This is a genomic window from Clostridium thermosuccinogenes (genome assembly GCF_002896855.1).
GTDB classification, from domain to species: Bacteria; Bacillota; Clostridia; order Acetivibrionales; family DSM-5807; genus Pseudoclostridium; species Pseudoclostridium thermosuccinogenes.
The window spans coordinates 3,844,880-3,860,897 of record NZ_CP021850.1; the positions used below are offsets into that span (position 1 = coordinate 3,844,880).

Here is a 16,018-nt window from a genome sequence, read left to right on the forward strand (position 1 = left end):
TAAAAGCGCGTGTCTTTCATAAACTCAAGCTGCACATACATTTAAGTATATCATCCTTTCAGAGAACCTACCATTATTCCCTTCACAAAATATTTCTGGAGAAACGGGTATATGAATAAAACCGGCACAGTGGCTATAACGATGGTCGTATACTGCACCAGCTGGCGATACAAATCCTCTGTCTGGGCTGTGATGCCATTCAATACCTGGAGCATATCCCCCTTGTCATTTGTAATAAGTATCTCCCGGAGGATCAACTGAATAGGATAATACCTCCTGTCACTTAAGAATATGGATGCATTAAACCAGGAATTCCACATACCTACTGAATAGAAAAGAATCATTACTGCCATTATAGCTTTTGACAATGGTATGATAATTCTGAACAGTATGGTGAAATCATTGGCTCCATCTATCTTTGCCGATTCTTCAAAACTTTCGGGGATCTCCATGAAGGAGGTCCGCATAACAATCAGATTCCATGTGCTTATGGCACTGGGAATAATGATGGCCCACCGGGTATTAAATAACCCCAGGTTTTTGACCGTCAAATAAAAAGGGATAAGACCTCCGCTAAAAAACATCGTTATCGTAATAAAAACCAGTACATATTTTGCAAAGAAAACTCGCTTCCTGGACAGAGCATATGCACCGAAGCAAGTCAGAAGCATGCTGACAGCCGTTCCGGCTATAACATAATAAACCGTATTCAGAAATCCAACTTTTATATTGGGATTTTTCAAAACCAGATCATACCCTTTTAATGTGAATCCCTTGGGCAAAAGCAGTAGCCCCTCATGCTGCATCAACAGCCTTGGATCGCTGAAGGAAGCAAAAACCACATACATCAGAGGATATACACATACCAGGGCAAGCAGGGATAAAAAAATTGCATTTACTATACTAAATATTCTTTCTGAAAATGTATACCTGGTTACCATAAAAACCACCCCTCACCATAAGCTGCTTTCGGTATATCTTCTTGAAAGCCAGTTAGATACCACGAGAAAAAGGAAGTTGATGACGGAATTCATGAGTCCGATTGCCGTGCTATAGCTGTAATCCGCATTTAACAAACCCTTCCTGTACACATAGGACGCGATTACATCGGCGGTTTCGTAAGTGAGCGGATTATAAAGCAGTATGATTTTCTCAAACCCTACGCTCATTATTGAACCCATTCTGAGTATCAACAGCACTATTATAGTAGAAGCAATACCTGGTAAAGTAATGTGGATCAGCTGTTTCCACCTTCCTGCACCATCTATTACAGCTGATTCATACAGCTCTGGACTAATATTTGTAAGAGCTGCCAAATATATAATGCTACCCCAACCCACATTCTGCCATATTCCACTGCTGATATATACTGTCCTGAAAAATTCGCTTTTACTCAGCAGATTTACCTTTTCAAAGCCGAAATTGGAAAGCAGCTGGTTAATAATTCCGTTTGTGGACGTGAAATCAACAATAATGCCACACACCACAACCATCGAGATAAAGTAAGGCAAATAAGACAAAGTCTGTATAGTCTTTTTGAAATATTGATTTCTGACTTCATTTAAAAGCAATGCCATAATAATCGGAGCCGGGAACCCCCACAAAATATCGTATATGTTGATCAGGAAAGTGTTTCTTACAACACGCATGAAGTTTATGTCGCTAAAGAATGAAACAAAGTGTTTGAAACCAACCCATGGGCTGTTAAAAATACCCTTGCCTATGGAATAATCCTTGAAAGCAATAATCGCTCCATACATGGGCACATAGCAAAAGATCACATACCATGCTACAACTACCAGCAGCATGATGTATATGTATTTATTTCTTTTTATATCCAACAAAATGTAATTACCTTTTCGAGGCTTTGTCATATCCTTCAAAAGGGATCATCCTTCCACAAAAAATTAATATATGAGGAGGATTTTCACCTCCCCATATTACTAGTTGTCAGGAACTCTAATCGGTCCTATCTGTTCAAGTATCTGTTCAGCTGATCCTGTCTGGCTTTAATAACCTTATCTATATTCAGCTTCTTGATTTGTTCCACATATTTTTCAAAATTGCTTAAGGGTTCTGCTCCTATAATGAATTTCATCATCATTTCATCTTTGTAAGTGGTAATTTGCGACATGTAGTCACCTTCCACCTGTGCTTCTTCACTGGTTACCGAAAGAGGAGGCAGTATATAGTCCTTGCCGGGTTTGCTCCAAACATCCATAGCTTCATATACCGCGTCGGACAATGCAAATGACAACGGATTCCTCAGTTGGGCTACATAAGGTCCTTTATACTTGTCGGCAGCAGTATTGGTATCGACTCCGTCAGGATTATTTACCATCAAATCCGTATATTCCGGATGCATTGTCTTAATCTTTTCCTGAAGCTCAGGATGGAAGAAGGCAGAACCATACTTGGGGTCCAGCGGGCCTTCCACCCAATTATATGTAACACCTTCAACGCCATAGTTGAAAAGCATGAATCCTTCAGCTGAATAACGGTAATCTATCCACTTAACTGCCGCTTCGACATTCTGGCACTTTGTGCTGATGGCCAGGTCGCAGCCTTTGGAATACCAGTTCTTATTTCCAATATGCAGAGCTTTCGAAACATCGTCTCCTTTATTCAATACCGGATAGGGAGCCGGCACAAGGTTGAAATTGGGGTCTGTGGCCTTTCCTGCCATATCATAGGAGCTGAAGCTTCCATAGAAGGTAACGGCGCATGCCCCAGCCTTTCCTGAAGTAATCTGGGCGTCAAGGCTCTTATCATCTCTTGTAACAAAATCCTTGTCAATAAGTCCTTCCTCATACCACTGATGCATCAATGTAAGAAAATCCTTAAATCCCGGCTCAATCGGTCCGTAAACCACTGTGCCGTCCTTATTCAGGAACTCACCGGTGGAGGCGCCATATGTTCCCGCAAAAGCATCGCAGGCATAAAACCTTCCTAACGGAAGCAGCATCGGTGTCTCAACATTTCCCTTCTCCTTGAAAGCCGTCAGTACTGTATGCCATTCTTCAATTGTCTCAGGCATCTGCAAACCCAGTTTATCAAGATAGTCCTTCCTTATAACGGGACCTGCCCAGGATGGCTCCTCAGCTATCTGAATTGATTTGAAGCTCCATATGGTTCCGTCGTCTTCCTTTACCTGTCTTGCTATATCAGGATTTATCTCCATAACCGCTGTGTAGTTCGGAGCATACTGCGCGATAAGATCATTCAGTTTCAAATACACACCGTCTTCTACCGCTTTAATACCTCCCCCTCTGTATGCCCTGCTGTTTATCAGGTCGGGATAGTCACCGGAGGCTATCATAAGGTTAAACGCCTCATCTTCCTGTCCGGCAGGCGGTGTTATGAATTCTACCTTGATTCCGGTTATCTTTTCCATTTCCTGCATTACTATGTTTTCATCCAATGATTTAATATAAGATGAGCTGAAGGGATGCCAGTAAGTCAATTTCACTCCTTTAAATTTAGCAAAAGGGGAATCTTCGCTGGATCCGGCAGTTGTTTCATTAGTGGTGTCACTGGCAGTTGTACCGGTTTTGTCTGCCGCTGTTCCTTCTTTATCATTACCACAGGCTGTAAAAGAAAGGATCATTAACAGTGCTAATATAAAGCAAATATATTTGGACTGACGCTTCATTGTACTACCTCCTTTAAGAATATAGATGATTCTTTTTTTGCTGATTTCGGGTACCCAGTCAAGATTATATGGACGGTGGAATGTGCTTGTAAATCATCATTTTGAAACAGAATCATCTATAATATACCTTTTGCTTTCAGCCTTAGGTATCAAAGCATTCCCAGCAGTTAACACATTATTGGAACCGGATGATTGGAACAGTCAATAATCACTTTTTTAATGCATCGACTAAATTTAACTATTATTCTGAGCATCCAATAACTCCCGATATTTTCCCGGGGTTATGCCTTCATACTTTTTAAAGGTACGAATAAAGATGGTACTGTTCAGGAAGCCTACCATTTCCGATATGTCTTTGATTTTAAGGTCAAAATCCTTCAAAAAGACTTTTGCCTTTTCAAGGCGGATTTTATTAATGGTATTCAAAATCCCATCCCCGGTATGTTCCTTATAGAATCTGGAAAGATACACAGGGTTTAGGTCAAATTCCGATGCAATAGAAGCTACACTCAAGTTGTGGTCAAAATAATGGGATTCGATATATGCATTTATATCTTTGATTTTACTTGAACAGGTTGTCTTTTTCTTTGCGTGGTTGTAGCTCTCTATCTCCCCAAGTATGAACTCCATCTGCTTCTGCATTTCAAACACGGTTTTACATTGAATCAGCCTCTGCATGGGGTTGAGGTTTTCAAGGAAGCTGCTGTCAACTTCGGTATAAATGTCATCAATAGCGTTCACCATGGTATTGATAATGGCAAACAACAGACACCTGGCCATATCCAGCGAAATATTGGAATTTAAAATGTTGCGTTTGAAAATCTGGTCCATGACCTGTTTTGCCTGTATAAAATCGTTAGCCCTGATAGAATTAATAAATTGCTGCTGTATTTCTATAGGATATGCGTTGGAAAAGCTTCTGTTTTCATATGCATGAATATCCCTGAAAAGAATTATATTGTTGCTTCCTACGATAAGCTTGTACTCCGCCGCCTCAAGGCACTCCCTGTATGCGTTCGGTATTTCATCCAGCGGATGGATGTTGCTGACCGAAGCTGTAAAAATGATGTGGAACTTGTCCATTATAAATTCTTTTCCGGAGATGATAATGTTTTTGATTTCATCCAGGACATCTACCGACCTGTCACTTGATTTTGCAGGATTTACAAGGCATGCGACAGCCTGATCCACTTCGAAAAATGAGCTGTTATATTCCTTGCTGATCAACTCCTCCATTATGTTGCTAATGATAAAATTGGCCAGCTCTATGGCATTTTCCTCATTGTCATCCTCTTCAGGAGAGTATACACACCCCAGCTCCTCCAGATAAAACAATATAAGAACAAAGTTTTCACCTTTGAACTCAATGCCATAGCTCATACATATATCATCCAGAGATATACGGTTCATAATATAGCCTTTTACAAGCTTGTTTAAAAAGTCGTTTTTGAGGATCGGTTTCTGCTTTTCCAGAGTTGATGCAATACTTCTGTTTTCGTTTATTATATCAAGCATGGAATCTTCTATTATTTTAAGCTCATTTAGCTTATTATCAAACTTAAGCTTGCCTGACTTTGAAAAAAGCTGAAGCAGATTGTCGATGGGGTTATAATTCTTTCTCGCAAACAGAAAAGCTGCAATAATCCCACCAGCTATGCATACTGTAGTACACAACAGTATTATATTGATTACATCCTTGGCCTTCCCTGAGAATACCGAGCGAGGTATGATGGTTATATACCTCCAATCCACAACATCGGATTTGATATACACCAGTTCAGCCTCCAAGCTGTTGCTTCTGAAAGGCTTAATACCATAATTATTTTCAACGATAAGGTCTGAGACATCGAAATCGATATCCTTCTTTAAAGCAGCCACAATCTCATTGCTGCCGTTTATTATAATGGAATTGCTCTCCGGTATACCGTTGAAGCTGCTCAGCGAATTCTCTAAAAATGTGCTGCTCAAGACTATCCCCAGTACGGCATAATCCTTTTGCCGGGTGTCATAGGTAATAGATTGAAGAAAGACAATGCCTCCCATATCCGGCTTATCGATATTTATCGATGACATGGGACAGAACTCCTTGACATGCTTACCCTTCAAGAAGTTTTTCCATTCCTGCATATCCTTAATCTTGCCGGGATAGTATATGTTGAAATATTCATCGGCTTCACAGGTGCCATTTCCCGACGCTACTATATTCCTGTTGGGATAGTAGATAAATATGTCTGATATATGGCTGTTTGCAATCTCACAGGCTTTAATGGTGTTAATGCCATAATACAAAGAGAGATGATATATCGGGTTACCGCTTTGTGAGTTTATATTTTTGTCCAGCATGATTGTTGTCTTGATTTTTTCAATATCGCTGAGCTTTGCATCCACAGTTTGCCGAAGCTGCTTCAGCATCGCGAGATACGATTCATCGATTTCTGTTTTTATCACGTTTATAGACTGAATATACGCCACAGAACTTATAAGCAATGATATGAGTATAATTAGCAGATATGAATACAGCCATGAAAAAAACAGTCTTCTTTTCTCTTTAAGATATTTAATGATCATGCTCATTTCAATCTCCTAAATAGCTAAATAGTAAAAGCTGGTATTTAGATGAATTAATTTAAATCCAGGACCAGTTTATGGCAAATAAACGGAGTGCAGTTTTACCCTTACCTTTGCAGTAAAGCTTAACACCACTTTGTAAAACTTCACTATATAAACTTGAATAATGTTTAGAAGTTTCCAAGCAAAAAACATCGCCCTTTGCTTGTATAAAAATTATATCATATAAAATACATTCGTGGAATATGAGCAATTCTTTAAATCATATGATTATTTTCAGGCTTCCGGATAATAAGAAAGGCCGGAAATTCAGCTTTACCAAACTTCCGACCCGTCGATCCAAAACCTTTTCTTACGCTTTATTCTATTTATGTTTGCGCTTATCCAGCGCTTCATCCCTTATTTCTGCCCTCATGGCATTTAAGGCATCTCTTCTTCTTTTATTCTTTTCTTCCAGCGTTTTCTTCATCTTTTGGTCATCGGTTTTTGCGATCATATCCTCTGCCAGCTCAATATTCTCAATAGTCTTGTTGATATTGAACTGGATCCTGTCCACATTGTCCCTTCTGTCATCCGGTTTGGGCTTATTTTTCATGTGCCGCATCTCCTTTTTTAACTGGTTGTGCTTTTATATAATTCAGGATGACCCCGGCTGATATCAATTTCCAGGAGTAATGTACTTAAAGAATGCTATAAGCGGATATTCATCCAAAACATGTTTTAGGGGGCGTAAAGACTTGACAGGCATTATGTTTATATTAGTCACCTTCCGCTACTGGCGCGGCGCCTGCAAATCTTTACTGCCTGCTGGTTAGTTTGTGCCTTTTTATTATGCCCCGATATATTTTTAGTAAACTGAAAGAGAATAGTTTTATTGCTAGTAGAAGGGGATGAATTTCATGAGAGCTTTATTTAGCCCTCATATAAGCAACGAAATTATTATTTTTGATTTGGTTATTATTCTAATAAATAATTATTTTAGTTCATAAAACATTTTGCTTCTTTAGATGAGTAATTTCAAAAGAGTAATTTTTACAATTTAAAAAAAGATACACCTAACCTATATAATTACATCAATTTTTAGATGTTCATACCAAAGCATTATGTGGAGCAGGTCATGCAGCTGCCTTGTCATAAAAAATTAACAAGCAATATTTAAAGATAAAAATGCCACCTATACATTAAAAACCTGTACTCCGGCACAAAACCAGAAAACAGGTTTATCTGCATAATAGTCTCAACTGTCAAATTTTCTTATGAATTCTTCATAATAACGCTTTCTATAACATTGGAAACTTCCTCACACGCGTCGCAGCACCTTTCCAGATAGTGGAACAGCTGATCCCATGCTATTACTTCCAGAGGGTCCTTGCAGCTTACATACAGATCCCTTGTCGCTTCTGTAAACAGCTTATCCCCTTCTTCCTCAAGGAAATTGATCTCAACTATCAGTTGATGCAGTTTCTGAGATTTGCGGAAATTATGAAATTCGTCCAATGCAAGCTTCAACGCGTTGCAGCATTTCACGATAATTTCCGTCATCTTTAGCGCATGCTGCCGGACGCTTTTAATATTAAACATGTACATACGCATCAGCACATCTTCTATGGTGTCAGTAACATCATCAATTTGATCCGCCATTGCCATTATGTCTTCTCTCTCAATAGGAGTGATGAATTCCCTGGCCAGCTTTTTCACCATAGCATGCCTTGCCAAGTCTCCATCATGCTCTATAGCATGCATCTCTTTCATTTTGGCTTCCAAATCTTGTGCTTGGAAGTTGTTCATAATTTCATTTAATAAGTTTGCAGCCTTGCAGGAATACCCCGCTAATTCCACAAAGGTATTGAAATAATTTACATCCTTTTTATGAGCCATAATTCCTTTCCTCTCTTAACTAATGATATTATTATGAGATGAATTTTAAGTTTAACTCCTACAGGTTAAAATATTCTCATAAACAACAACGCCATCAGAAAACCTATCAGCCCGCATCCTGGGAAGGTCAACACCCAGGCGAGCACCATTTCCTTTACCACTCCCCAGTTTACGGACGACACACGCTTTGCAGCGCCTACACCCATGATGGCAGTAGTCTTGGTATGGGTTGTGCTTACCGGTAAACCCAAAACCGATGCTGTGAACAGAGAAATAACTCCTGCCATATCGGCGGAAAAACCTTGGTAAGTCTCTAACTTTACCATATCCATTCCTACTGATTTTATGATTCGGTAACCTCCTATGGAAGTTCCCAAAGCCATTACCACAGAGCAAAGGATAATCAGCCAGATTGGGATTGTAAATTCCGTTGCCTCTGCTTGTCCCTGAGCCAAAAATACGCTCAGCATGAATATTCCCATGAATTTTTGCCCATCCTGAGCGCCGTGCATGAATGCCATGCCTGCACCGCCCAAAATCTGAGCATTCTTAAAAAACACACGGGTTTTTCTTCTGTCAAAGCCTCTGAAAATCAGTTCTATTACTTTTACCACGAGTACGCCCATTCCAAAGCCCATTACTGTGGAAAGCACCAACCCGTATAATACTTTCACCCATTCATTGGGATTGATTCCGCCTATACCCCTCTGGAGGGCAATAGCGGCACCGGAGACTCCCGCAATCAGCGCGTGACTTTCGCTGGTCGGGATACCAAACCACCAAGCTGCGGTAGCCCAAATAACAATAGCAAAAAGAGCTGCACATAGAGCTACGAGAGCTTCGTGGGGATCTCCTCCGAAGTCCACCATCTTGTAAATTGTCTGTGCTACTGTCGCATTGATTACAGTCATGACAAAAACACCAAAAAAATTGAAAAAGGCTGCCATTAGGATAGCCATGCGTGGACTCATTGAACGGGTGGAAATACAGGTAGCAATAGCATTGGGGGCATCTGTCCAGCCATTTACAAAAACAACGGCTAGAGTTAAGGTAGTTATCACCATCAATGCCGGATTAGTTATAAATTGATTTAAAAAATCGACTAATGAAAGAGTCATCAAGTACCTCCATTTCCACTAATACTCTCACTTTCCTTGTCCAGTGAGTATTTTCCCAAACGTAATTATCATAGCATTTTTTCGGGAAATATACAATTCTTTTTTAAGATTATGTCGTCCGCATATATCTGTTCATAGTATTACCGGAATTTGACGCAAAATGTCTATCCTTCTTTCTGCAATATCTATTTTGCATGCGTAGGCATCCAAGTCCACACCGGCTTGTCGGGCTTTTCTCAAGGCATCCCCAAAATCCCTGTCTGTTCTGTCATTGGGTCTCATAACATCGACATCTTCCCTTTGAATGATGAAAATTACTCCAGCTCCGTTTCCCTCCTGTTTTATATGGATTAAATCTTCAATATGCCTGGTTCCCCTTGTGGTAGGAGCATCAGGGAAATATGCCTGCCTGTCCTCTACCAGAGTGACGCCCTTAACTTCTATGTAGTACTCATAACTTCCCGAGAACAGCCCGAAATCCAGGCGGCTGCCGCCTATTGTCACTTCGCGGCGAATTTCATTGTAATCGGTAAATTTATCAAATTTCTTCTGCTTGAGCAGTTCATATGCTATCCTGTTGGGAACATTGGCCGAATCGATGGATACCCATATTTCGCCTTTTTTGACCAGAATCAAACCAAACTTGGTTGAACGGTTGGGATTATCATATTTCCTTACCATCACCGTTGCCCCTTCTGTCAGCAATTCCCTCAGCCTTCCGGTATTGGGAACATGGGTAAACTGCTGCTCTCCGTCAATTTCAACAACCGCCACAAAGCGGTTTAACCGTTTTACAAACCTTGCCTCCACTAAATCTCCTTCAATTTTCATGGGGACGCTCCTTTTTTTAATTTAAAAATTTCGCATTATAGTTTGCTTAAATTTGCAGTAGCAACTTTGGATAATATGCTATTTCCCCTAATTCGGGGGAACTCATTATCTTTATCGTCCAAAGCATAAAATTTATGAAAGCAAATACTCAAACACCGAACTAATTCAGGATATAACTAGCGATTTTGATTAAGATTATGATTTGTTAAGAATTTTGATTTTATTTAATTCCTTATTTTGACCCTATGAATTACACGTCAATTCAGAAGTAGCAAAATAACCTAGCTCTTTATACAAGACATATGAAGAGTGTTTCTACAAGCTTTCAATATTACTGCTATGCAATTACTTGTAACTTCTGTGATTTTCTTCTATTCTTTCTTTTGAGGCTACGTAAAAGCCATTTCACATGCCAAGGCATGTCCCTAGCCCATATGAATTAAAGAATTGAAAATATTTCTGTATCGCATGTCCTCTTTTGTAAGCCTGAACCCTTCATTGGTAAGCCTTGATATCCCGGACAGCGACATGTTGCCTATATATTCACATAGACTTTTATATGTATACCCACATATCGATCTCATTACATATGTCGTGAATGCCCTGATTTTACTTGCTTCCCTGCTATATTTCGCCCTTAGTTCTTCAAATACTTTCCTTCCTAATAAGTGGCCCATCTTATAGATTAATTCCTCTGGAACTCTGTTCCTCACTATGTACTGTTTTTCGCTGCTATACACATTTTCAGTGTAGGCTTTTACTATGCTGTCGTCTACTTCCTTCATTATGCCTGTTTCTTTCATGGATTGTGTAAACGCCTTGTACTTCTGCCGCGCAGTCTTCCCATCCCTTCCGAAGTGACTAAGTATAAATTCCGTATCCACTATACCGTCGGTGTCCTTCCGGCATCCTGTGTAAATACCATAGGACGAATAGCGGTAATATTCCTCCCTGCCGGCAAACCCGGGCAAATCCTTAGGATTGTTGTGGATATAGGCCGACAGGGTAAGGCTGTAAGTATCATTGTCTACTATCGTACTGGCAAAACGCCCCTGAAAAAGGTGTCCATGGCGGCCATACTTCCTGTTGAAATAAGCAACGTAAGCATTGTTCAGACAGCGCATGAACATGGAAATATCAAAGCCGCAGGGGTTGATGTAAATGTGAACGTGGTTGCTCATCAGGGCATAGCAATATATCTTGCAGTGGTACTTTTCTTTATAGCGCTTCAGCAGCGACAAATAATAATCCTTGTCCTCATCACACTGGAAAAGATCCACTTCGCTGATGCTCCTGGACATCACATGATACATGGATTCTTCTGACTTTTTCCTGGCTGCTCTTGGCATGATAAACCACCTCTGGATATCATTTGTGGTTATATCATACCATATAATACATTAATTGTAAAGAACAAATGTTCTATGCGAAGGAGCGTCCCCTATTTGTATTTCTTCTTAAAGAATATTGCGGTGATGATCGCTCCGAAGGTCCAGGCCACCAAAAGAGAAATAAAGGTGGATTCCGGCCTGCCGGTAGGATAAGCTTCACTTCGTGTAAAGTAAGCAATGCCATAAGCAACCGGTACGCGCAACACGATGGTGGTAATAAGGGAAATCCACATGGGTGTCATAGTGTCGCCCAAGCCACGCATTACGCCAGCTAGGCTCTGTGTCACAGCCATTGCAATATAACCGACTGCGAGTATCCTCATCATGTGCATGCTTAAGTCCACCAATTCAGCCGTGTCGGTAAAAATGCTCATGAGATACCTACCAAAGAGCAGAATGATAACCGTTATGGCAGCTGATACTCCTACAGCTATCTTCACACCGTCCCGAGTACCCTTTTTCACCCTGTCCATCAAGCCCGCTCCAATGTTTTGCCCGGCATAGGTCGTCATCGCGCTTCCGAAAGTGAAATTAGGCATCATAGCAAATCCATCCACACGCATGACAATTACGTTGCATGCGATGACCATCTCCCCAAAGCTGTTGGTCAAGGACTGCACTGCAACCATCGCCAGGGAGAATATAGCCTGGGTCAAACCTGACGGCATCCCTAGTTTTAAAAGCTTAACAGAGTATTCCTTCTCTGGTTTCATCATTTTTAAATTAAAATCAAAGATATCCTTCATCCTCATCAACTTAATTGCGCACAAAACTGATGATATACCCTGGGCCAACACGGTTGCCAGCGCCACACCGGCTACCCCCATATTGAATCCCGCTACGAACCAGATATCCAGCCCCACATTGAGAGCTGTCGAAATCAGCAGAAATACCAGTGCCGACAAGGAATCCCCCAATCCGCGCAGAACACCTGACAGAATATTATAGTAAAAGAAGCCTGCAACGCCGACAAAAAAGATAATAAGATACTCCTCACACCAACCGATGATGGATTCCGGCGTATTAAGAAGCTCAAGCATCGGGCGGGTTGCAAGCGGTCCTATTATCATGATTATTATCGATGCAACTGCTGTCAGTGTAATGCTTACACCAATAGTGCGGGAGAGCTTTTCCCTGTCTTTCGCCCCGAAATACTGGGAAACCATGATGCCCGCCCCTGTAGCAATACCTACAAAGAGCACAAGCAAAAGATTCAATATGGGAAATGCGCTGCCTACCGCAGCCAGAGCATTGTCGCCCACATATTTGCCGACAACAATGGAATCTGCAGTATTATAAAGCTGTTGAGCGACATTACCAATCAACATTGGTACTGCAAATTCAACGATACGTTTCCAGGGCGCTCCCTCTGTCATGTCCCTTGGAGCAAATAACTTCATTAATTTTGTCATGCTAATATCTCCTGTGATTTTAGTGATTTTTTTAGAAATTTAATTTTACATCATTGCTTGTCCTAAATTTAAACGATTAGCCTCGAGCAAATTGACCTTATAAATTATACTAATAAAATCCTCAGGAATCAATAATAGATTTGTTGGAACGCTCTTAAAAACACGGTCAGAAGCTTTGTACCCAGAAAGCAAAAATAGAATTCATCCATGAGTCGATTACCACCTTTCAGTAAATACAAGCCTTTTGGCAATTGACTCCCACGCTATAACACGAAAGAAAACAAGTTTCTTTTGCGATCCAACTTGCCGCATCTCGGCTAAAGCAAGCTTTCTAATGATTGTGTCCCTCGCTATAACCATGAAATAAATTCATTTGTGAACTAATTTGCTGCATTTCAGGTAAAACAAGGCTTCCCATGTTTATAATAATAACTAAGAAAAATAGAAAATCAAAAAAGGGCTTTACGCACAAAACAGGAGCAGATTGCTGCTCCTGTCGGCAATGGGCACAAACACTTAAAATCCAGCACCAGCAAGTTTATACGATGGATTTGACTACCTCCACACCGTTAATCATCATATTATATAACGCCATCACGTTCACCAGATCGGCATCATGTACTCCTAAATCATAGGTTTCAACGGCATTCACCGGGACAATAATCCTGGATTTCATATTCTGCTTGTTAAACCAGGTCTTCAGCGTTATCGAAAACTGCTGTACGCAAATGTCCGTACAATCACCGGTAATTATGAAAGTGTTTATATGGCGGTTTTCCGAAAGCCATTTTTGAAATCCTTCTTCCAGAAAACCATTGGTAGAATTTTTAGGTATCAGCGTATACCCCCCTACTTCCTTAATCTCATCCACAATTTCGCTCTCATGGGTTCCCGTCATGCAGTGAGGCGGATAGGAATCAAATTCCGGGGAAATCTCTGTATGGCAGTCGGCAAAGGCGATTTTGGCAATCCCCAATTTATCGCACATCTTGGACAGTTCTACAATTTCAGGGATGAGCTCCTCGATTCTGGGGCTTTTCAATGCGCCTTCTCTGACAAAGCCGTTTATCATGTCAACTATCACAAGAGCAGCCTGATTGGCCTGTAAATCCCTCAACTCCACTGTAGGGAGCTTTGCCAGCATATCATGAATTTCTCCGAGAGTTTTGACGCTCCTATTCAGAAAATCATTTTTATTTGTGAGTTTCATGTGATACTCCCCTTTCCTTATTATTAATCGACCTTTTCAATGGCCTTCGATACCGGTCACAGTCTTTCCTTCATGACTTCAAAAGATGCTTCTGCCCCTGATATTATCAGTATATCATTTTTTAATCTTCCCTGCCTGTCAAAATATCTTTCATCAAAACTATCGGATCTCATGCAGGTTAAAAGGTATCGACGGATATACCGCTAATTAACCTATTATGCTTTAAATAACCTGTTATTACTTATTTGACCCATTATGCAGATGATTTATTATAATCATTTCCCCAAGTTGGCAGACATTTAAACGGATGGGAATACTTTTTCATAAGGAGTATACAGGCAAATTCTATTCTTAGCAATATATGGCTTTGAACCCCATCCCAACATCCACCACCCGCTCAATTAGATGATTCAATACGAATTTTTGTAGTTAAGCAATATAGCCCACAAACACACATATTTGCATTGCGTTTATAGTTCTTATTTATTTTTGCAAACAGGCAAAACTATAATATAATGTAAGCAGATATTGATAGCAGAGGTGAGCTTTTATGAGTCTGCAAGGCTTTTATTTACTCCCCCATCCCCCTATTGTTTTGCCTGAAGTGGGAAAGGGAGAAGAAAAAAAGATTCAAAAAACGATGGACAGTTTTCATGCCATAGGAAAAGATATTTCTCAGAAAGCTCCGGGCACCATTATCCTGATTACTCCCCATGGCACAATGTTTCAGGATGTAATTGCCTTAAGCTATGAGGATGAAATCGCAGGAAGCATGAAAAACTTCAGAGCCCCCGATGTCTCAATGAAGCTTGTGATAAATAAGTCCCTCACCCGAAGGATTTATGAACTGGCTTCGAAAGAGGACATCCCTTCCGTATTGGTGACCAACTCACTGCTGAAAAATTACAAGGCTTCCCTTTATCTCGACCACGGGGCCATGGTTCCGCTGTATTTCATAAACCAGTACTATAAGGATTACAAATTCATACACGTCACCTATGCCCCGTTAAGCGATATGGACTTATATAAATTCGGAATCATAATCAACAGAGCAGTGGATGAATCAGAGGAAACCGCCGTCCTTATCGCCAGCGGAGATTTATCCCACAGGTTGCGGGAAGACGGACCCTACGATTACAGCCCCTTCGGTACGAAATTCGATACCGAATTCCTTCATAATCTGGAGCGAGGCGATGTGGCCGGCGTATTCGGCATGGATAAAGAGACGGTGATTAATGCCGGCGAATGCGGAAGGCGGTCGGTTGCTATTTTGCTCGGAGCACTGGACGGTAAAAAGTTTAATGGAAGTTTATACAGCTACGAAGGAACCTTCGGAGTCGGTTATGGTGTCATGAAGTTTAATGTCCTTTCCCACAGCACCTCCATGCTGGGACAACTGGAAGCGATTAAGAAGGCTGCCTATGAGAAAAAGCAACGACAGACAGACCCCTACGTGAAGCTTGCCCGGGAGAGCTTAACTAAATATCTAACCGAAGGGAAGAAAATCAAGGAGTTGCCCGACTATGTAACGGATGAAATGAAAAACAGCCGAAGGGGAGTTTTTGTATCTCTTAAAAAGTTCGGAGAATTGAGGGGATGTATTGGAACCATATTTCCTACCACAGGTAGCATCGCGGAGGAAATCATCCGAAACGCTCTGGAAGCAGGGCTCAATGACCCCAGATTTGATGAGGTAGAAAAGGAAGAGCTTCCGGATATAGATTTTTCGGTGGACATTCTGACCGAGCCCGAGCCCGCCTCCAAAGAAGACCTGAATCCCAAGGAATACGGCGTAATCGTAAAATCCAATGGAAAAACCGGGCTTTTACTACCAGACCTGGAGGGTGTAAATACAATCGATGAACAGCTGTCCATTGCTTGCAGGAAGGCAGGCATCAGACCCAATGAAGAGTATTCGATACAGAGATTTAAAGTGATACGGCACAAAGAAGATTAAT

12 protein-coding genes are annotated in these 16,018 nt (G+C 40.9%); 1 reads left to right on the top strand and 11 read right to left on the bottom strand.

Annotated features, from left to right (window positions below; all coding sequences use genetic code 11):
• Positions 1-50: 50 nt before the first annotated feature.
• From CDO33_RS16890 to CDO33_RS16940, 11 genes are all read right to left on the bottom strand, one after another.
• The gene (locus CDO33_RS16890; protein WP_103079811.1) at positions 51-941 is read right to left on the bottom strand and encodes a carbohydrate ABC transporter permease; all 891 of its coding nucleotides are present in this window, start codon (positions 939-941) and stop codon (positions 51-53) included.
• Positions 942-953: 12 nt separating this feature from the next.
• Positions 954-1,874: an ABC transporter permease gene (locus tag CDO33_RS16895; RefSeq protein WP_103079870.1), complete on the bottom strand. Its 921-nt coding sequence runs from the start codon at positions 1,872-1,874 to the stop codon at positions 954-956.
• Positions 1,875-1,969: 95 nt separating this feature from the next.
• Positions 1,970-3,652: an extracellular solute-binding protein gene (locus tag CDO33_RS16900; protein WP_103079812.1), complete on the bottom strand. Its 1,683-nt coding sequence runs from the start codon at positions 3,650-3,652 to the stop codon at positions 1,970-1,972.
• 234 nt (positions 3,653-3,886) lie between these two features.
• Complete coding sequence (locus tag CDO33_RS16905) at positions 3,887-6,226, bottom strand: AraC family transcriptional regulator (protein WP_103079813.1); 2,340 nt, start codon at positions 6,224-6,226, stop codon at positions 3,887-3,889.
• Positions 6,227-6,584: 358 nt separating this feature from the next.
• Positions 6,585-6,815, bottom strand: coding sequence for a small acid-soluble spore protein Tlp (gene tlp / locus CDO33_RS16910; RefSeq protein ID WP_103079814.1), 231 nt, complete (start codon positions 6,813-6,815; stop codon positions 6,585-6,587).
• Between the two features lie 659 nt (positions 6,816-7,474).
• Positions 7,475-8,098 (bottom strand): DUF47 domain-containing protein, encoded by a 624-nt coding sequence (locus CDO33_RS16915; RefSeq protein WP_103079815.1) that lies wholly within the window; start codon positions 8,096-8,098, stop codon positions 7,475-7,477.
• Positions 8,099-8,163: 65 nt separating this feature from the next.
• A complete protein-coding gene (locus CDO33_RS16920) occupies positions 8,164-9,216 on the bottom strand; it encodes an inorganic phosphate transporter (protein ID WP_103079816.1) in 1,053 nt (350 codons plus the stop codon).
• 132 nt (positions 9,217-9,348) lie between these two features.
• Positions 9,349-10,047 (bottom strand): DNA/RNA nuclease SfsA, encoded by a 699-nt coding sequence (sfsA, locus tag CDO33_RS16925; protein ID WP_103079817.1) that lies wholly within the window; start codon positions 10,045-10,047, stop codon positions 9,349-9,351.
• Between the two features lie 425 nt (positions 10,048-10,472).
• Positions 10,473-11,396, bottom strand: a complete 924-nt coding sequence (locus CDO33_RS16930) for a transposase (protein ID WP_103079818.1) — start codon at positions 11,394-11,396, stop codon at positions 10,473-10,475.
• Between the two features lie 92 nt (positions 11,397-11,488).
• A complete protein-coding gene (locus CDO33_RS16935) occupies positions 11,489-12,850 on the bottom strand; it encodes an MATE family efflux transporter (RefSeq protein WP_103079819.1) in 1,362 nt (453 codons plus the stop codon).
• A 538-nt stretch (positions 12,851-13,388) separates the two neighbouring features.
• On the bottom strand, positions 13,389-14,060 hold the full coding sequence (locus CDO33_RS16940) for a cysteine hydrolase family protein (protein ID WP_103079820.1): 672 nt from the start codon (positions 14,058-14,060) through the stop codon (positions 13,389-13,391).
• Positions 14,061-14,610: 550 nt separating this feature from the next.
• Here CDO33_RS16940 and amrA point away from each other — a divergent pair.
• Positions 14,611-16,017 (top strand): AmmeMemoRadiSam system protein A, encoded by a 1,407-nt coding sequence (amrA, locus tag CDO33_RS16945; protein ID WP_103079821.1) that lies wholly within the window; start codon positions 14,611-14,613, stop codon positions 16,015-16,017.
• Position 16,018 lies beyond the last annotated feature (1 nt).